This window comes from Enterococcus sp. (assembly GCF_032555305.1).
Classification (GTDB): domain Bacteria; phylum Bacillota; class Bacilli; order Lactobacillales; family Enterococcaceae; genus Enterococcus_A.
This window is the reverse complement of record NZ_JAWGOQ010000037.1, coordinates 22,358-41,766: the sequence shown is the minus strand read 5'-3', so window position 1 is coordinate 41,766 and position 19,409 is coordinate 22,358. Positions and strand designations below refer to the sequence as shown.

The following is a 19,409-nucleotide window of genomic DNA, read 5'->3' as shown; positions in this document are numbered from 1 at the left end:
CGTTCGTATTGTTTTTGGACATCATAACTACCACTCCTTGTATTCGATTTCATAAATCTATTATAAAAGAAAAGACTGTAGACAGCATCCATAAAATGGGCTTTGTCTACAGTCTGAGAGCTGAGTAAATCAGCTCTTTTTTTTGTCAGTTATGCTTTTCGCAGTTTAATAATTTTGAGCTGTAGTTTTACTGTTTAGAAAGATAAAAGACTAGCTGTTTAGCATAATGATATGCGTAATGAGCATAAAATTATTTTTCCGTTTTTTGGAAAAATAGACTCTTTAAAACGAAATAGCTGTCACTTTTTGATAAAAGTATATATTTTTTAAAAAAGGTATTTACTTTATTTAGAATCCGTTTTATTATGTAATCAAGGTAAGTGCTTACAAAAATAAATACTTGAGAAAAAGGAGAATTTAGCGTGGACAAAACAAGTAAAAAGGAACAGCTCTTTGAACGCTTCGGTATTATCGCGACGAAGCTAGGTAATCAAATCCACATGCGGACGTTACGTGACGCCTTCGCCACATTCATGCCATTCATGATGTTGGCTGGTTTCGTCACCTTGATCAATTACGTCATCCTAGAACCGACCGGCTTCATGGGGAAAATCGTCAATCCAGCAACCTTGATGAAAATCCAGGAAATCGGTATGTCAATTGCCAATGGTACTCTGAGTATCACTACTCTGCTAGTTGTTGCTGCAGTTTCTTATCATATGTGTGTCAGCAGAAATTATACGAATCATATTGCAGCAGTTTTAGTTTCGATCTCGACATTCATTGTCTTAACACCAATGAAAACCATGTTTCTGCCAGAAGGCGCGAAAAAAGCAATCGAAGTTACTGGTGTTATTCCTGGTGATCATACTGGTGCTTCTGGTATGTTCGTGGGTATCTTTGTCGGTTTGCTTGCGACAGAAATATTTATCAAATTATCGACCAATGAAAAATTACAAATCAAATTATCTGGGAATATTCCGCCAGCTGTATTGAAATCATTCAACGTGCTGATTCCGATTATGATCACTGTTACTGGTTTTGCGATTCTATCCTTTGGTGTTAACCAAATTTTCAACATGGATGTAAATGGACTGATCACGAAAGCTATCACGGGTCCACTGAGTCATATAACCACTGGGCTGCCTGGTTTTGTCCTGATCACATCGATCGCAAACTTGTTCTTCGGCTTCGGGATTCACCAAGCCGTAATCTCTGGTTCGCTGCTTGATCCATTCCTATTACAAAATATGCAAGAAAACATGGCTGCTTATGCCAATCATGAACAAATTCCGCATATCATTAATATGGCCTTCAAGGATACATTCGCTGTAATGGGTGGTTCTGGGAATACGATCGCATTATTGATTGCGATCTTCATCTTTAGTCGTCGGAAAGATTACAAAGACTTCGCTAAATTGTCTGTGACTCCAGCTCTATTCAATATCAGTGAGCCGATCATCTTCGGTCTGCCGATCGTATTTAATCTAAGCTTGATTATTCCATTCGTCTTGGCGCCGATCTTCTCATTGGTCACTGCCTATTTCGCAACAGCCGCAGGATTGATCAATCACGTCGTCGTCCAGATACCATGGACCACGCCGCCAGTTATCTCCGGCTTCTTAGCGACCGGCGGAGATTGGCGAGCGGCTGTACTGCAAGTCCTGATCATCGCCGTGAGTGTATTTATCTATCTGCCATTCTTACGGATCGATGAACATGTGACAGCGAAAATGGCGCAAGCTGAGGCGGAGACAGCTAAATAATACAAAAAAAGTGTCTAAAGATCAAAGCGGATCTTTAGACACTTTTTGTTTTAATAGGCTCCTGATTTTGAACCGCTTGAATGACTATAAGAAGTTGGTAATGGTACTGGACCGCTCTTCGTTACGTCTTTACCATCTTTATACACCTTTAGATTGCTGATTGTGATCGGTGTATTTGTAGTATCGTGAAGAATATAAGCCCCATCACTCTTTGTAGTTAAGCTTGTTCTGTATTGCCCAACTAGTGTATTGTTGACAAATGTTTGCATATAACCTGAAGCAAAGTATTTCACACGCAGATGAACTGTTCCGCCGTTATTTACTCGTGGTGCATTGGTGTTAACTGAATAGTATTGTTGCCCTGTTACACCCGCATTTGCTGGGAAATTGATATTTGTCGTGTTGATCCTACCTTGGGCGAAATTAGCATCTGACCCAGCTTGATAGTGTAACCCTACTCCGACCTGACCACTGCCATCTCCATTTCCGCCAATGACGAACTGCATTTCATAATCGTTTTTATTTCCCGAGATTTTTATATTCGCTGAGAAATCGATCCTTGCATTCCCGCTCAAACTAGCGTTATCATATGGCTTATTTGAATAGAGTAACCGATATGATCCAGGTCTATTTTGTTCCGCTCCCCCGACACCGGTAATATTCACATCAACTTTTTTCGGTGTTACTCCCGGATTAGAAGTACCACCGCCACTCGATGATGGTGCTTTGGTAGAATAGAAGCCTATTCCTTCATAGCGCCAGCCGACTTTTACTAAGTGATTTTTTTCGTTCGCATTCAGCGTATAGTGATGTGTCCCCGTTCTTGCATTGGGGTTGTATAACCGATAGACAGGAATGCTGCCGCCTGATTGCCAAGCAATCCCTTCATAACGCCAACCAACTTTTACTAAATGATTTTTTTCACTGAGGGTAGTCGTATAATGGTGATCGCCAACATTCGGATTATACAGGCGATAAACTGCTGCTCCCTTCGCCGGAGTGTCCCAAGCGATTCCCTCATTACGCCAACCAACTTTTACCAAATGATTCCGCTCATTCGTATTCGCTGTATAGTGATGTTCACCTGAATTAGGATTATAGACCCGCAATAAAGTCGCTGCATCCACATCTACAGCATTAACAAATAGCCCTCCACCAATCAATAAAGCTGCCGCAACAAAAACACTAGACAAAAACTTTTTCATTCTCTTTCCTCCTATGATTTTTTCAAATAGGTATACCAACATCAATGATTGTTTAAATCACTTCTTCCCCTTTCTTACTCGATTGCATCCAGTTAACGTATTCTATTGAATAAACAATTACAGGATTCCCCCCAATCTGTTTCAGTACCGGAGCTTTCATGAATCTGTGAAACTATACCTTCATTAAATCTTCATATTATTTTTTGAATAAATGATATTTAATGATAACGTTTTCGTTATTAATGATTATACACGTTATTTTGCAATTGTTCTATCAAAATAATAGCTATTTATTTATCTTTGATAGTAACCGTTGTCTTCCTAAGAGTATTCTCTTTTGAAAATTATAACCACTTTAGATAGAAAAGCACTTATTCCATTTTAATAAGCGCTCTTCTTAATTTTAGCTTTGTTCCTGCTTCGGATTGACCAGTTTCATACCCTAAACCCATTTGCTAAGTGCAAATCAGCTTTTTCTTTTTTTACGTAAGCCACTTGAGCATCGATCAATTCTTTGGCTAGCGGTGAATTGTAACGATCAATTTTGATATCGATCTCCTTTAAATTTTCCATCAGTTGTGCTTGCTGACGTAAAACTTCTTCCTTATGCTCTTGCAGCAAGGCTTTTCGTTGAGGTATCGTCTTAGAACCGTCCATACAATATTCGATGTATTGCTTAATTTCATGGATTGGCATGCCGGTATTTTTTAAACAGCAAACCGTGTGAATCATGTTCAAGTCGGATTCGGTAAACTCCCGATAACCGGATTCATTTTTCGCAACAAATGGCAGCAAGCCCTTTTTATCATAAAAACGAATCGTTGAGATCGTCAAATCAAACATTTCGGCTACTTCTTTAATCGTATATGTTTCAGCCATGATTTTTCCTCCTATAAAATAAAACAAACCGTTTACCCTAAACCATGGTTTAAGGTTTATGTTTACACTAGTTCATAGAGAAAAAAGAGTCAAATGGAAGAATTAGGATGAAAACAGCAGTCATTCGCAATTGTTTTCAAAAGGAAAAATTTGACCTTATCAATATTTTCTCACCAATAACATATGTATATTACTCAACTCCTACAAGTCAGTAAAGTGATGGGAAACAAAAATAAGTCGAAGCAAATAGAAAAAATCTTTCCATTCACTACGACTTTTGGTTTTTAAAACGGATCAACTTAACCTGCCTATAATTCAAAAACCTGTTCTAACTCAAAACTGATGGGAGAATCATCCGCATTTGTTTCCATTAGATCCTTCATGTACGTCCACCATTTTTGATTGATTGCTGTAGTCGAAACATGACGCCACTTTTCTTCATCCTCGATTTCAAGATAGCCAAATAGAGTGTTACTCTCCGAGTCTAAAAATATAGAATAGCTTATTACCCCATGTTCCTTTAGCATTCTGCGCATTTCAGGCCACAGTTCATCGTGTCTCTTCTGATACTCGGCTTTTGCGTCTGGGTACAATTTCATTCTAATCGCTTTTTTTATCATGGAAAACTCCCTTTTGCCGATTGATCGTTCCAGACTTGTTGAATCAATTGAACTGCTTCTTGAATCGCTTGATCCTTCGTTTCTTCTAAAACAACAAACATTCCTGGCTTTTTCTTAGCAATCAATCGACAAATTGCTGGATAATCAATCATTCCTGTTCCTAAATTTACTGGAATAATCTTGTTGTTTTGAATGTGATAATCCTTCAAATGAAAAGCCACGATTTTCTCACCAAATCGCTCAAAGGCTTGTTCGACCAAGTTAACTTGACGATGATAGGTATCACTTGTTATCAAGTTGGTTGGATCTAAAACAATTCCTAAGTACTCTGAATCGATTCGTTGAAGCAATTGTTCTACACGCTTCAATGAATAGAGGGGATGATTTAGGCCCGGCTCTATCCCGATCAACATCTGATGCTGTTCTCCAACCTTTACTAAACGCTGAATGACTTGAACCATCTCTTCAAAGGCTTCATCGGTATAATTTTTCTTTGTATAACAAATTTCCGGCAGCACATTTCCTGTTTCTGTTGCCACCATCGTCGCGCCAAAATAGCGTGCATGGCGGACGTAGCTTTCAAATTTCGTTAACGCTGCTTCCCGTACTATTTTGTCAGGGTGGATCATATTGATATAGCAGCTTAAAATTCCTACTTGAATATCTCTTTTCTGCAAAATACCCTTAACATATTGTCCTAACCCAGGAGTTAAGTTTTCAGCATCACTAGGCCAATCCGGAAAAGAAAGGCCAAGTGCCAATTGCAGTGTTTGAATATTTTCTGCTTGTGTTTTTTCAGCGAGTGCTTCAACAGTGGTTACGTTAGATAGATCATGTCCACGAATAGCTAAATTTAACATTTTCTACCCCACAATATTCGGCAGCCACATGACTAGTGCTGGAAAATAAGTAATCAATAATAGAATCACTAAGATCGCTCCGTAAAATGGTATCAACGGCTTCAACATTTGCTCCGCCTTGACTCCACCGACGCTGGCACCCACATATAATCCAGTTCCTACAGGTGGCGTGATTGAACCCACACATAAATTCATGATTGAAAACAGCCCGAAATGAACAGGATCTACTCCAACACTTGTCACCACCGGTAAAAAGATCGGTGTAAAGATCAAGATGGCTGGTCCAACATCCATAAACATTCCAACAAGCAATAAGACAATGTTGACCAGCAATAGTACGATGATCTTGTTGGTTGTTAAGCCTAAGATCGCTCCGCTGATGGCTTGGGGAATTCCAGTAAAGGCCATCGCAAACGACATCATTGATGAAGTGGCTAGCAAGAACGAGATCGTCCCGGTTGTTTTAACCGCTTCTACCAGCATTTGAGGAATATCTTTGACAGTAATCGTTTTATAGTAAAACATCGCGATCAACAAGGAATATGCTACTGCGATTGCTGACGCTTCAACTGCTGTAAACAGACCAAAAAGAATCCCACCAATAATAATTACGATCAATATTACGCTAGGAATCGCTTCTTTTAAAACTTTCCCCACGGTTCCCTTTTCAGATCCTTTGATTGTTTTGTAGTTGTTACGTTTCGCATGGATAAAGGCGACGACCATAATCCCAATACACCATAATGCCCCAACAAGATAACCGCCCATGAAGAGAGCTGATATAGACGCTCCACCAGCGACTAAAGAATACATGATAAAGGCCGTACTAGGAGGTATCACCATTCCAGTAGGGGCCGAGGCAATATTTACTGCCGTAGCAAATTTCCGATCATAACCAGCTTTTACCTGTTGAGGCACCAGCACTCCGCCAATCGCTGTAGAAGCGGCAATCGCAGAACTAGACATTGAGCCGAAAAGCGCATTTCCTAAAACATTGGTATGCGCTAAGCCACCAGGAATTCGTCCGACAAACAGCATCGCAAAGTTCACTAATTTTTCCGCTATTCCACCATTATTCATTATGATCCCAGACAAAACAAAGAAAGGAATGGCAATCAGTGAAAAGCTATTTAGACTAGAGACCATTTTTTGCGCAGAGGTAAAAACCGCATTTTCAAAAGGAATCACTAACAACAAGGTACAAATCGAAGAAACAGCGATACTAATCGCAATCGGCATTCCAACGATTAACAAAATTGCAAAAATGACAAAAAGAATCAGACCAGCTTCTAAAGCCATAACTACTCCGCCTCACTTTCAACTGTTCGAGGTGTTCTATCGAATAAGTTCATCAAGCTATACACCAGCATAATCGCTCCCGATACTGGAACTGCTAAGTAAACATACCCCATAGGAATCGATAACGAAGGAGAAATTTGTCCCATCGTTACTAAGGATGCCTGCCAACCGCCATAAATCATGATGACTGCAGCAAACAAGAGAAAGAGAACCTGAACGATGATCTCTAAAAACCGTCTGCCCTTTTCGTTCAAATTATCGCTTAGCAAGGTGACACATAAATGTCCCTTCTTACCTGCAACATAAGCAGAAGCCAACATTGATACCCAAACCAGACAAAAACGAACCAGTTCTTCCGTAACCGTGTTGGGGTTATTCAAGACCTTCCGAGCGAACACCTGATACAGGACAACCAAAACCATCACTGCTAAAATCGTGGAGCATAAAATCTCCATTACTTTATCCAGCACATTTCTAAACGCTTTCATTTGTATTCTCCTACCCTTCCGCTAATGCTCGAATTTCTTGATACAGTTCGCGATAGTCTTCATTATTCTTAAATTCATCGTGCAATGGTTGAACGAGCTTTTGGAATGGTGCACTATCTACCTCATTATATTGAACACCATAATCCTTAGTCGCAATTTTCTTTTCTTCCTCGATTGCCTTTTTAAACACTTTCTTTTCAAATTCAGTCGATTCCTTTGCGGCTTCTTGTACAGCCTTAAACTGATCCTCAGTTAAACGCTCCTTGACCGAATCATTCATGATCACCACATCCGGCACGCGAGTGTGCTCATCGTAAGAATAGTATTTCGCAACACCGCCATGTCCAGCCGTGTATAAAACAAACTCATTGTTCTCAGCGCCATTGATCAGATTTGATTGCAATGAAGTGTATACTTCATTACTTCCCATTGGAACCGCGGATCCACCAAGCAGTTCCACCATTTTGATCGCAGTCTCACTTTGCATCACCCGAATCTTTTTCCCTTTTAAATCCGCTGGACTGTTGATTGGACCTTCTGTCATATAAAAGCTTCGTTGCCCAGAATCATAATAGGTTAAGCCTACAAAGCCTAGGTCATCGGTTGACTGATAAATGTCATTCATAATTTTTTCATCTTCCATGACTCTAAAAAAGTGTTCTTCATCATCAAATAGGTAAGGAATGCCAAAGATCGAGTAATCCTTCGAAAAACTTTCTAACGCAGAACCGCTTACTTTGGTAAAATCGATCGCTCCTGTTTGGGTCAACTCGATCAATTCAGTCTCTCCACCTAATTGTGCATCTGGGAAGTATTCAATGTTTACTTGGCCATTTGTTTTCTCCTTCACCAGTCGACCAAACTCCTTCATTGAATCAATGACTGGTTGACTGTTTGAAGCATAGGCGTAACGTAGCGTTACCGCCTGTTCATCAGCGGCTGCGACCTTTGTATTGCTGCAGCCGCTTAAAAAGAAAGTCGTTGTAAAAAGTGCTGCTGCTGTAAAAATCAGTGATCTAATTTTCATCGTCTTGCTCCTTTTTTTAACAGTAAGAAACTAACAACTCAGTCAGACATAAAACAGTTAAGGATTGACCATACGGCATTGCAGTAATGCCGATATTTTTGTAGAAGTCCAAACTGTCGCCCATCCCTGTACCGACTGATACATTTTGCACCGTGCCATTTTCATCAATTTGGGTTAATAATCCTTCGATTGCATGATAAGCAACTTTTTCATATTTCTTCGGTAAATAGTTTTTATGCACAGCCTTTAATATTCCATAGGCAAACCCGGCAGCCGCTGAAGATTCCTCGTAAGATGTAGGATCATCAATCAATGTATGCCACAGACCACTTTCAGCTTGATAATCCGCTAATGCTTTGACCTGTGCTTCTAATGTTTCAATCAAGAATTGACGCAACGCATCTTCTTTTGACAATTCCAAAATTTCAATGATTTCTGGAATCGCGATGGTTAACCAGCAATTGCCACGTGCCCAAAAAGCTTCTGCATAATTGTGGTTTCCTTCGAATGTCCATCCGTGGTACCATAAACCTGTTTTCTTATCCATCAAATACTTGATATGGATCAAGAATTGATAACGCGCCTCTTCCAAATATTCTGGACGATTAAACAATTTTCCAATTTTCGCTAACGGCAGGACTGTCATCATCAATGTGTCGTCCCATAACTGGTTCTTATTTTCAGGACCATACGTCGCATGCTGCAGCCCATTTTCCTTGGTTCGCGGCATGTCCTGCATTACCCACTCTGCCCATTGCTCTAGATATGGGATATAGCGCGTATCTTGAGTATCTTCATACAAATAGGCCATCGTCAATAGAGGTGCCATGGTATTTACATTTTTTGGCGGCGCTCCTTCTTCCATTCGTGCCTCGAACCAATCAGTAACAACCTTCAACGCGGCAGGATTTTTGGTTATTCGATAATTTTTGTAAATACCGTATAAGCCAACTCCCTGCGGCCAATTCCAGATGCTCCAGCTCTTATCATCGACCTTCAATCCATCAAAGTCTAAGATGAACTCACCGCTGCTGTCTTTGATTGTTGTTAAGTTTTCAATTAATAAATCAATCTTTTCTTTGACTGTCTCCTTTGGGATGAACAGTTCTTCTAAAATAATTTCCATCTCTCTCTCCTTAATAAATCGCTTTCATTTGTTTGATGTGAATAGAATAACAAATGAATCGATCACAATAAATGTCATAAATTGAACAAAAACTTGCAAAAATTGCGAATCGTAGAAACCAGAGGATAGGAGTGGCTGATTGAATAATTCCTATCCTCAGAAAATCTAGTTTTAAGGCTGTTTACCAATATAAGCTAAAATCCCACCATCAACATACAAAATATGACCGTTCACAAAATCAGAAGCATTTGACGCCAAGAACACGGTAGGACCGGCTAAATCACTTGGTTCACCCCAACGTGCTGCAGGCGTTTTTGATACAATAAATTGATCGAAAGGATGACGGGAACCGTCCGCTTGTTTCTCTCTTAAAGGTGCTGTTTGTGGTGTGGCAATATAGCCTGGCCCAATCCCATTACATTGGATATTTGCTTCTCCAAATTCTGAACAAATATTTTTCGTCAGCATTTTTAGCCCACCTTTTGCAGCAGCGTAACCCGCAACAGTCTCACGTCCCAGCTCACTCATCATAGAACAAATGTTGATGATTTTACCATGCCCTTTTTTGATCATTGATGGTAAAACTGCTTTGGACACGATAAATGGCGCGTTCAAGTCAACATCTACTACTTGCCTGAAATCTTCTGCGGACATTTCCAACAGCGGGATACGCTTAATGATTCCCGCGTTATTCACTAAAATATCAATCACGCCGACTTCCTCTTCGATTTGTCTCACCATCGCATTTACTGCGGTCTCATCAGTAACATCACAGACATAACCATATGCTTTGATGCCTTCTTTTTTATAGTTTTCCATGCCTTGATCGACAGAAGTCTGATCCAGATTGTTAAAAACGATTGTTGCTCCAGCTGCTGCTAATGATTTGGCAATCTCAAAGCCAATGCCATAAACCGCCCCTGTAACCAACGCAATTTTTCCATCTAAACGAAACATTTCCATACTAAAATCCATTGTTAGTCTGCTCCTCTTACTTGTTTATTTTAATTGATCCATTTCTACCATATCCATATCCGTGTACGTAATATTTTCTCCGCACATTGCCCAAATAAAGGAATAATTACTCGTTCCAACCCCTGAGTGAATGGACCAGCTAGGTGAAATTACTGCTTGCTCATTATCAACGACTAGATGCTTGGTCTCATCCGGTTTGCCCATCATATGAAAAACGCGTGTATCTTCAGTGGCGTAGTCAAAGTACACATACGCTTCCATTCGACGTTCGTGCGTATGGCAGGGCATCGTATTCCAAGCACTGCCGGGCTCTAAGATGGTATAACCCATTTGTAATTGGCAGCTCTCACAAACATTCGGATGAACGTATTGATAAATTTTCCGCTCGTTTAAGGACTTTCCTTCACCAGTTTCCATCGGTGTGATTTGGTCGATGCTGATTTTGACATTTGGATACTTTTTATGAGCGGGTACACAGCTAATATAAAACTTCGCAGGATTCGTTGAATCTTCCGAAGAGAAAACAACATGCCTGGTCTCTTTTCCGATATAATAGCCATCCTGCTTTTTCATTGGCTCCTGCTGTCCATCAATTTCAATAAAACCAGGCCCGCCAATATTAATGACCCCTAATTCCCTTCGCTCAAGAAAATAATCAACACCTAACTCTTGATCAAGTTTAATTTCTAATGCTTCGCTAGCGGGTGTAACGCCGCCAAAAATCATTCGATCATTGTGGGTATACGTCAAATTAATCTCACCAGGAGTAAAAATCTTCTCTACTAAAAATTCCCTACGCAAGTCTTCGGTCGAATAATGACGAATATCCAAAGGACTATGCGTATACCGAGTTTCCATCTGTTGCATGTTAAAACACTCCTTCTAAATTCTTTAAAAAGTTCAACTAACCGCTCATGGCTATTGTTGTAACTGCTTACAAGCGTAAGTTTAGCAGGGAAAAACTTTTTAAAATATGGCATTTTTTGATTTAAAACTGTCAAAAATTGCAGTATTTCAAAAAAATCATTCTGTTAAGCGCGTTTCTGAGGTTTAATAACATTGATTAAAGAAGGATGAAAGAGTTTAGAGAGAACCTACCTGCTGACTCAAAATTGAAGTATAATTATCCAATATTGTTCAATAATTCACTAGGAGTGATTACATGCCCCCTCAGAATAAGAAAAGGTACTACGTCAATACGATGCTTTCTGATCAATATGAAATTTATCATGTAAAGGACAATGTAAACAACGAAAAAACAGTCTATCATTACCATGATTTTTACGAAGTGCATGCAACCTTGGAAGGTGTCGCTACGTTCTATTTAGACAATCGTCAGTTCGACATAGGTCCGGGTACTGTTCTGCTGATTCATTATAATGATCTTCATCGAATTATGAAGCAAAGCACTGATTATTTTGAACGTGTTTATATTTTTTTGACAGAGAAATTTTTGCGAGATCGATCAACAGAATGGACAAATTTGGAAGCCTGCTTCCATCCTGTAGGAGAGCAGCGAAGCAAGGTTTTGCAGTTAAAACCGGAAAAATTACACGAATTGCTTCGATTTGTTGATGAAAAGCCTTCGCCGGAGGCATATGGTTCAGATATCCTTTATGAACAGCAGTTGGTTAATTACATGATGTATTTGAATCAATTAATTGAGGAGGATACTCAAGAAAATCAAGCCCTGCCGATCATTCAAAATGAACGAATTGTAGAAATGATTCATTTCATTACAGAAAATCTCTCTCATCCATTGACCTTAGAAGAAATGGAACAAAACTTTTATGTCAGCAAGTACTACATCACTCGAGAGTTTAAAAAACATACAGGCTTTACCTTTCATCAGTTTGTACTTAAAAAGAAATTGCTTTATGCCAAGCAGCTGCTTAAGCAATACAAAAGCTCTTCTGATGTTTATAGCAAATGCGGCTTCAACTCTTATGCCCACTTTTTGAAAGCGTTTAAAAAGGAATTTGGTATTACGCCAAAAGAGTTCTTGAAGCATGCCGATGAAAACCCGCCAATCAAGTTTATCGAACCACATTAATTCTTAGACTTTTTTTCACGGGGATTCCCTTCATGACGGTTGTAGAAAAAAATGAGTCGTAGGTCTGATATTACCATCTTCAAATGCTTGTTATACTAAAAAAAAGAGAACGTTTGCTTCTCTAAGTAACCTAACTTAGAGAAGCAAGATACGTATAGGAGGAAGACAGATGAAGGATTCAGATAAAAAGGGGAATGTTGGTAGAAAGTTCTTCTGGGTTTTATTTTTTTTAGCATTTGCAATAACAGCTGTTACGAATCTGGCAATTGATCATCAATTTACTTGGTTTCGGATTGTTGGTAGTAGTTTAATATTTGGTGGTACTCTTTTAGACGCGCTGCTTTTCAGCAAGAATATCCGCTTTATTCACTTTAGTACGGCTTTTACAGTCTTGATCATCCCTTACTTTATGGTGCTGGAACGAACGATTAATAATTACTTTTTGGATACACCGGTTTTCTGGCTGAGATCAATTGGTTTGCCGATTGCATTGACTTGGATCGCTTACTTATGGATCAACATCGGTATTCGTAAAGTACTGCATTGGAATATGGGCTCTTGTCTCGGCGCTGCTTCTTTATTGGCGATCCCCGCTGTACTTGCCACAAACGTGATCGCTAATCAAACCAGCATCTACAATATTTTAGAAATGAGCTTCATTACTATTGTTGTCCTGCTGGCTTGTGGCGCGCTTGGATTGATCGCTGGACTTTTCATGGGAAAATATAATCGAAAACACTAAAAAAGACATCTGGATTTTCTTAGCTGAGAATCCAGATGTCTTTTTTTGTGTAAGTCTTCCTGTTACTTTAGGTCAAGTACTCATTCGAGGTAATGCTGTTTTATTATTTTTGCCGCGGTCTGAGCACCCTTGATCCGTTTCATTGATCGCTGCATTTCCAAGGCTTTTTCGCGGATTTCCCGTGACTGAAGCTTCTCAATACTCCATTCTAAGTTTCGAGCTGAGACTTTATTCGGGGTTAAGGCAATTGCATTGCCAAATTTTTCGCAATAGGCGACATTGACCTCCTGCTCGTATTGCAGACCAATCCCGATAAAAGGTTTGCCAGATGAACAGGCGGTTTGCACTGTTCCTTCCCCGCCGTGAATCACAGAAAAATCCACCAGCTCAGAAATTTTCAAGGCTGGCAACCAATCAAAAATATGGATGTTCCGGGCAATAAAATCTTCTGGTAAATAGCTTTTGATTGGTGCGATCACTTCAAAGTCGGTTTGAGCAAAATAAGCCAGCACCTTCTCAATCAATGAGCGATTGCCCGAACTCCCCATCGCAAAATAAACAATTTTCTTATTGTTGGCTCGTGCTTGATCGACCACCTGATGCACCTCCGCGGGAATCTCATAAGGCAAATGGGCGAAAATTGGACCGACAGATTGATAATTATCAGGAAATCCCAGCTCAGTTGTGAAGGTCGGATGAGTAGTAATCAAATTCAAATCGCCGTCCAGCATATCTAACGTGTATTTAGGCAATTTCAATTGATAGCTTGCGGCAACTTTTTTGAAAGAGCTGGGCTTCCAGGTCAGCTTTTTAACAATTCTAAGCATAACCCGCCATAGTCGTCCTTTATTGCCCAACTGACTAGGGATCACACAACCCGCTTCATGATTGAAATGCGGTCGCGACATAGCTACGGGCTTCACGTAAACTAACGGAATCTCAACGATGCGCGCCGATAAGAAAATCGTCACATTGCTGCCGGTCACAATCACGCGCGGAGCCAGCTTTTCGATCAACGCCAGCTCACTCGCAACCCGTTCAGCGACCAATTCTGTCGTAAAAGGATTTTTCAAGCTTTTCCCCTGATCAAATTTTATGATCGCAACTTCTTGTTCCGATGTTAGCCGTGGGCTCAACAAAGAAACCTCGAAATCCGCTTCTTCGATCAAATCCAGATAGGTCTCGGAGAAACCACAAAAGACACAATGATACTTCCCCTGCATCACCTTGGCGATTTCGATCATTCGCGTGGTTTCCGCTAAATTAAAGGTTGCTAGTGCAAAAAGAATTGTCTCCATCATGAACCTCACTTAATCTGCCAATGCTTGTTCAACGGCCTTTTGGGAATGGATTTCGGTGGTATCAAAAACCGGGATGGAAACATCCTCTTGCTGGATCAGCAAGCCAATCTCAGTACAGCCTAGGATCACGCCCTCTGCTCCAGCTTCGATCGCCTGTTCAATTACCTCGATGAACTTTTCTTTCGATTCAGCCAAAATCTTGCCATGACATAATTCGTCAAAAATAATTTGATTCACTGTTTCGATCTCTGCTTCATTGGGAATCCATACATCGATCCCGCTATCGATGATTTTTTGCTTATAAAAGTCTTGGGTCATCGTGTATTTTGTTCCTAACAGGGCAACTTTTTTTATTTGATTCGCCTGCAATTCGGCGATCGTCGCATCCGCGATATGCAGGATCGGAATCGACAAATACTCGGCAATTTGTGGTGCGACCTTATGCATTGTATTCGTGCAGATTAACAATAAATCAGCTCCTGCCTGCTCCAAGCGCTGCGCCTCTTTTCCAAGAATCTCGCCGCTTTTTTCCCATTCATTAGCCACCTGACATTTTTCGATCTCTTCAAAATCAACACTCGCCAACTTGATTTTCGCCGAATGAAGGCCGCCTAATTGTTGATTTACCAATTCATTAATTCGCGTGTAATACGTTACGGTACTTTCCCAGCTCATACCGCCTAATAATCCGATCGTTTTCATAGAGCCACCACTTTCACTAAATTATTTCTCCATTATAGCAAGAAACAGGTGGCGTATTCTATTTTTCAACGACAAAACAGAGGGTTTCTGATTCTGATGTATAAGCAGTTCCGCGAATATCGCCAAATACTTCACTAGTGGTAAAACCAGCAGCCTGTAATTCAGCTAAAACTTCTTCCTTGTTAAACACGGTCTCCCAAATGAAAAATTCTTTGATTTTATCAGGATAAAGCAAATAATGCTGATCTAAATAGGTATTCGTTCCAGGATAGTTTTTCTGAGCCGATAAATGGAGACACGCTTCTTTTGTCCAAAAATTATCTACTTCTAATTGCCACGTATCTCCAGCTTCAAACTTCGCGTATTTCTTTGGTGTAAATACATCAAAAATGAAACGGCCTCCTTTTTTTAACGCGCCATAAACCTTTTCAAAAACTCGGTTTCGATCTTCAGTTGAAAAAACACCCAAGTCACAATAGATCAAAACGATGATATCGTACTGTTCCTTTCCAAGATTTTCTTGCAGGTAATCGCCACATTGATAATCAATGATAAATCCTTTTTCCTGTGCTGATTTTTTCGCATGAGCAATACTTAACTCAGAAAAATCGATGCCTTTCACCTGGTAGCCGGCTTCATAAAATTTTTCAGCATAGATTCCTGGTCCACAGCCCAGATCCAACAGCTTAGGGTATGACTGCGCTGGACATTTTTGCGTCAACCATTCCATTGATTGATCGATATATTCCGCATTTCTAGTGGCTCCGTCAAATTCGGTATCTAAGTGCGCAGCCAGCATTTGTGGTGCTAAGTGCGCATCTAACCAAATTGAATCTTTGCTTTGACTAAAAAGCGTTACGTCTTTTTTAATTAATTCCATCATTTTCTATTCCTCTTTCTCAGTGACGACAATCCAACAGGCGACAAAAAAACATGAAAAAGCTCTGCACACCAAATAAACTGTCTTTTCTTGCGAAAATTTTCAGTTTATTCGATGTCAGAATACTTTTCCACGTTTCACTAAAATCCTTTAATTGCGGAATGAATAGTGCGCCGGACCAAAATCGCCTCTTATCTTCTTTTTGTAATTGTCGTCAACCTAAGTTTAGCATAATTCGCTGCTAGCCAAAAGCGGATACTGGATATCTTATACTCAAAATAGTTTTACCAACTCCTGCTTTCCATTATAAAAGACCAATCATCGAAAAATGATTGGTCTTGGTAAAATCAGACGGAGGTTTGAATGGATTGATCCAAAGCTTCTTCCAGCTGTTTGTATTGTTCTTCAGTCAAATATGGTTTGTAGGTACGCTTGATTTGATCAATTTGCGTTTGAGAAAATTGACCACCGCCTCTTCTGATAGCATCTAATAAGTCGTTGAAATCTTCCTCTGAAACAAGTGAGTTATTTTTCTTTTGGGTATCCTCCATGATTTTTTCAAATTCTTCCATTGAGATTGTATCCGCTGATTTTGGTAATTCAACTTTTTTATCAGATTCTTTGGCCTGATTATTTAGGGTCAAATCGATCGACATTGTTATACCTTCATTTTTTGCAGCGATCTTCATCGTCGTTTTTTGTGAGTTCTTCTTGGTATTCAAGGTTGTAGTCTGTTCATATTTTGTTAACTCATCCAAACTTTCCTCTAATTCTTTTGCCGCTTTTTTCTCGTCTTTATTCCCATTTTCTTTGGCGTATTTGATATAGCCTTGAATATCCTTCTTCGTGAACTTCCGTTTGATAGTATCCTCCTTCTTCTCGAAAGAATCGGATTCCAACGTGTCTAGGTATTCTCTGAATAATTTCCCGTTGAAGCCGGCTGTCAGTGCACTTGTGTCTGTCTTACTATCCGCCTGTTTTTTCATATCTTCTTCAGTTATATGGATGTATTTTCCGTTTAACTTTTCAAAATCCTTCGCTTCAAATGAAACGTCCGCATTGAATTCTTTCACGATATTCATCATCTCAGTCATGAAGCCGGTGTCCAAATACATCGATTGTTTCTTCTGATCCATAAACATATTAATCGGGATCTTCTGACCTAATACATCAACATTCATGTTCAGATCGACCAATTCTTTCTCACTGTCTTGTAGATAGTCCCCTGAGATTTTTGTACCGCTGATCATTTTCGCTGCCATATCCATCGAAGCACGTGTCTGCGCATCTTCCTCTTCACCTGTGATCGTCATCTTATCAATCAAGATCGAATATTCTCCAGCATTCATTTCACTTTGCTTCGCTAATTCTTCGGTAAATTCCTTTTGTGTTTCCTTTTTACATCCGGCAAAAAAGACTAATGCCAACGCTAATACCATAACCACTTTTAACTTTTTCATTTCGGTCTCCTCCACTGTGGAATAGAAATATTTTGATAACCATTCTTTTCTCCATCATATAGGTCCAATAAGGTTAATACAAACTTTTCCATCACATAATACTCATTTATTTTTAAGATAGTTAAATTAACTACTATTTCTTCCTAACCTGACTTCTCGCAAAAAGAACAATCGGCAGATAATTGAAGATAAAACTTACTCGCTGCCACAAGCCTAGCTGTTGAAAAATAGTAAATTGATTCAGCTGCGGGATGCGTGCCAAGCCATAGAGCGCCGCAACCATCAAACTTAGCACCAGTAGAATGAAATAACGACGACTCGCTTGAAGATTATTTTGCTTTTTATAGATCAAACACAGAAATAATGGAAATAACAAAAAGCCAGCATAGCCGAATCCAGAACCAATATTATGGACCCACGTTGAAAGATTCCACTGTGAATTAGCCGTATCCACGCTAAACAGCCCTGTAAAAATGCAATCGCCAACTCCATAAGTGCCGATCGCTGCCGTTGCTACCCCCGCCAGTACAGTAGAAGTTTCTTTGAAGGTCGTATAGATTGCCGGTAAAGATAAAGTATAAAAACAGCCAGCCACTACTGACCAAACTAAAAAGGCGCTGCGAACCGGACTGCCAACGTCTCCAAACAAGCTCATAACAGCGGTCATCTGATTAAGTTCAGGGTAAAAAAGTCCCAAAACATAAGGTGTTAAAAAATCGCACACTACACCTATTAGTAAAAAGTGAAAGCCGTACTTCTTCAAGAAATCCAATTTCTCCATCTCCCTAGTTCTCAGCTAAGACTATTCTAGCATTGAACATTTCAGCAAGAAAAAGATAGCTCCTGATCAATCCAGCAAATAATACATCATCCGCTCTGGATCGTCGTAGAATACTTTGGTTTCCTTATAAGCGATGGTCTCCTCCAACGGCAATGCTTCGATTCCTGCTTCCGAGAATTGATAGATTGTCGCACCTGGATATGCCATCAATATCGGCGAGTGAGTCGCGATAATCAGTTGACTTCCAGATTTTACTAAACGGTGAATCTCACGTAATAAACTAAATTGACGATTCGTTGCCAAGCCTGCTTCCGGCTCATCTAACAGATAGAAGCCATCTTTGCCAAAACGATTCTCTATGATCGACAGCAGGCCTTCACCCTGAGATCGGGTGTGCAGGGATTGTCCGCCGTAAGAAGCATAGGCGAAGCCACCCTCCATCGGGTCTCGCGACAATTCTTCTAATTCAGAAGCAACATTGTAATAGGTCTCCGAACGTAAGAAAAATTTCGTCCTAGGTATGGCACCTTTTCTGATTAGCCGAACAGCTTCATGCAAATCTGAATGACTATCAACCGTGTGAAAGTTAAAATTCTGACTGCCGCCTTCTGGGTTGATCCCGTAGGCTACGGCGATCGCTTCTAAAATGGTTGATTTCCCAGTCCCATTATCACCAGATAGAAAGGTCACTGGACGATCAAAAGTCAAACTCCCTTTTCGGATAATTTCTTTGATCGCAAACACATCGAAAGGATAACCCGTCTGATCCTTAATACCCGCTAACTTCAGTTCATGAACAAACAACTATTTGCCTCCCATAGTTTTTGACTTTTACTCATTCCCATCATAACTTAACTACTCTTCAAATAGAATGTTCACTTCTGTAAAAAAGACTCTGAATCACTTCATTTATTGAAATGATTCAGAGTCTCCATGTTAATCAAGGATTAGACAATTCAATGATTTGCCATATTCATGTACAACAGTGTCAGCAATATCTTGATCAATTTTTCCTTCTTTTTCTAATTGATGAATCAATTTTATAATCTTGTCGTTTTCTTTACGCTCGCTGATTCGGATTTTTTGAATCAATTTGTCCAATTGTTTTCGTAGCGTTGGATAACTGGTTGAATAAATATTGGCCAGTTCTTTAATTGATCCCGAAGAAAGGACAAAGAATTTAATAAATTCAAGTTCCTCTTCATTTAATTCCGAAATCCAACTTGGTTCTACGTTAGTTTTCAT

The 19,409-nt window shown here is 39.8% G+C and carries 20 protein-coding genes; 3 read left to right on the top strand and 17 right to left on the bottom strand.

Translation table 11 applies throughout. The features are described from left to right. The first annotated feature begins 422 nt into the window (after positions 1-422). Positions 423-1,766: a PTS sugar transporter subunit IIC gene (locus E6139_RS20270; protein WP_316405358.1), complete on the top strand. Its 1,344-nt coding sequence runs from the start codon at positions 423-425 to the stop codon at positions 1,764-1,766. A gap of 50 nt (positions 1,767-1,816) precedes the next feature. Here E6139_RS20270 and E6139_RS20265 read toward each other — a convergent pair whose 3' ends face one another. From E6139_RS20265 to kduI, 10 genes are all read right to left on the bottom strand, one after another. Continuing rightward, complete coding sequence (locus E6139_RS20265) at positions 1,817-2,971, bottom strand: hypothetical protein (protein WP_316405357.1); 1,155 nt, start codon at positions 2,969-2,971, stop codon at positions 1,817-1,819. A 435-nt stretch (positions 2,972-3,406) separates the two neighbouring features. After that, positions 3,407-3,850 (bottom strand): MerR family transcriptional regulator, encoded by a 444-nt coding sequence (locus E6139_RS20260; RefSeq protein ID WP_316405356.1) that lies wholly within the window; start codon positions 3,848-3,850, stop codon positions 3,407-3,409. Between the two features lie 308 nt (positions 3,851-4,158). Continuing rightward, the gene (gene rhaM, locus E6139_RS20255; protein WP_316405355.1) at positions 4,159-4,470 is read right to left on the bottom strand and encodes an L-rhamnose mutarotase; all 312 of its coding nucleotides are present in this window, start codon (positions 4,468-4,470) and stop codon (positions 4,159-4,161) included. Then, entirely contained in the window at positions 4,467-5,330 is an 864-nt protein-coding gene (locus E6139_RS20250) for a sugar phosphate isomerase/epimerase family protein (protein WP_316405354.1), read from the bottom strand. The genes rhaM and E6139_RS20250 overlap by 4 nt, the downstream gene beginning before the upstream one ends. A 3-nt stretch (positions 5,331-5,333) precedes the next feature. After that, positions 5,334-6,629 carry a TRAP transporter large permease gene (locus E6139_RS20245; protein ID WP_316405353.1) on the bottom strand — a complete coding sequence of 432 codons (1,296 nt, stop codon included), beginning with the start codon at positions 6,627-6,629 and terminating at the stop codon, positions 5,334-5,336. Positions 6,630-6,631: 2 nt separating this feature from the next. Next, positions 6,632-7,117: a TRAP transporter small permease gene (locus E6139_RS20240; protein ID WP_316405352.1), complete on the bottom strand. Its 486-nt coding sequence runs from the start codon at positions 7,115-7,117 to the stop codon at positions 6,632-6,634. 10 nt (positions 7,118-7,127) lie between these two features. After that, a complete protein-coding gene (locus tag E6139_RS20235) occupies positions 7,128-8,144 on the bottom strand; it encodes a TRAP transporter substrate-binding protein (protein WP_316405351.1) in 1,017 nt (338 codons plus the stop codon). A 16-nt stretch (positions 8,145-8,160) separates the two neighbouring features. After that, the gene (locus tag E6139_RS20230; protein ID WP_316405350.1) at positions 8,161-9,270 is read right to left on the bottom strand and encodes a glycoside hydrolase family 105 protein; all 1,110 of its coding nucleotides are present in this window, start codon (positions 9,268-9,270) and stop codon (positions 8,161-8,163) included. A gap of 171 nt (positions 9,271-9,441) precedes the next feature. Then, the gene (locus E6139_RS20225; protein ID WP_316405349.1) at positions 9,442-10,245 is read right to left on the bottom strand and encodes a gluconate 5-dehydrogenase; all 804 of its coding nucleotides are present in this window, start codon (positions 10,243-10,245) and stop codon (positions 9,442-9,444) included. Between the two features lie 24 nt (positions 10,246-10,269). Next, positions 10,270-11,112 carry a 5-dehydro-4-deoxy-D-glucuronate isomerase gene (gene kduI, locus E6139_RS20220; protein ID WP_316405348.1) on the bottom strand — a complete coding sequence of 281 codons (843 nt, stop codon included), beginning with the start codon at positions 11,110-11,112 and terminating at the stop codon, positions 10,270-10,272. 295 nt (positions 11,113-11,407) lie between these two features. On the opposite strand from kduI, the gene E6139_RS20215 reads away from it, so the two are divergent. Together E6139_RS20215 and E6139_RS20210 are read left to right on the top strand one after the other, a co-directional pair. After that, positions 11,408-12,298, top strand: a complete 891-nt coding sequence (locus E6139_RS20215; RefSeq protein ID WP_316405347.1) for an AraC family transcriptional regulator — start codon at positions 11,408-11,410, stop codon at positions 12,296-12,298. A gap of 169 nt (positions 12,299-12,467) precedes the next feature. Then, entirely contained in the window at positions 12,468-13,040 is a 573-nt protein-coding gene (locus E6139_RS20210; RefSeq protein WP_316405346.1) for a hypothetical protein, read from the top strand. Between the two features lie 80 nt (positions 13,041-13,120). Here E6139_RS20210 and E6139_RS20205 read toward each other — a convergent pair whose 3' ends face one another. The 7 genes from E6139_RS20205 to E6139_RS20175 form a co-directional block, all read right to left on the bottom strand. Then, positions 13,121-14,338 (bottom strand): glycosyltransferase, encoded by a 1,218-nt coding sequence (locus tag E6139_RS20205; protein ID WP_316405345.1) that lies wholly within the window; start codon positions 14,336-14,338, stop codon positions 13,121-13,123. Positions 14,339-14,350: 12 nt separating this feature from the next. After that, a complete protein-coding gene (locus E6139_RS20200; RefSeq protein ID WP_316405344.1) occupies positions 14,351-15,043 on the bottom strand; it encodes an aspartate/glutamate racemase family protein in 693 nt (230 codons plus the stop codon). 58 nt (positions 15,044-15,101) lie between these two features. Then, on the bottom strand, positions 15,102-15,926 hold the full coding sequence (locus E6139_RS20195) for a class I SAM-dependent methyltransferase (RefSeq protein WP_316405343.1): 825 nt from the start codon (positions 15,924-15,926) through the stop codon (positions 15,102-15,104). 344 nt (positions 15,927-16,270) lie between these two features. Then, positions 16,271-17,383: a hypothetical protein gene (locus E6139_RS20190; RefSeq protein ID WP_316405342.1), complete on the bottom strand. Its 1,113-nt coding sequence runs from the start codon at positions 17,381-17,383 to the stop codon at positions 16,271-16,273. A gap of 133 nt (positions 17,384-17,516) precedes the next feature. Then, positions 17,517-18,155 (bottom strand): DUF998 domain-containing protein, encoded by a 639-nt coding sequence (locus tag E6139_RS20185; protein WP_316405359.1) that lies wholly within the window; start codon positions 18,153-18,155, stop codon positions 17,517-17,519. A 75-nt stretch (positions 18,156-18,230) separates the two neighbouring features. Then, positions 18,231-18,968: an AAA family ATPase gene (locus tag E6139_RS20180; protein WP_316405341.1), complete on the bottom strand. Its 738-nt coding sequence runs from the start codon at positions 18,966-18,968 to the stop codon at positions 18,231-18,233. A 132-nt stretch (positions 18,969-19,100) separates the two neighbouring features. After that, positions 19,101-19,409, bottom strand: coding sequence for a DUF2089 family protein (locus E6139_RS20175; protein ID WP_316405340.1), 309 nt, complete (start codon positions 19,407-19,409; stop codon positions 19,101-19,103).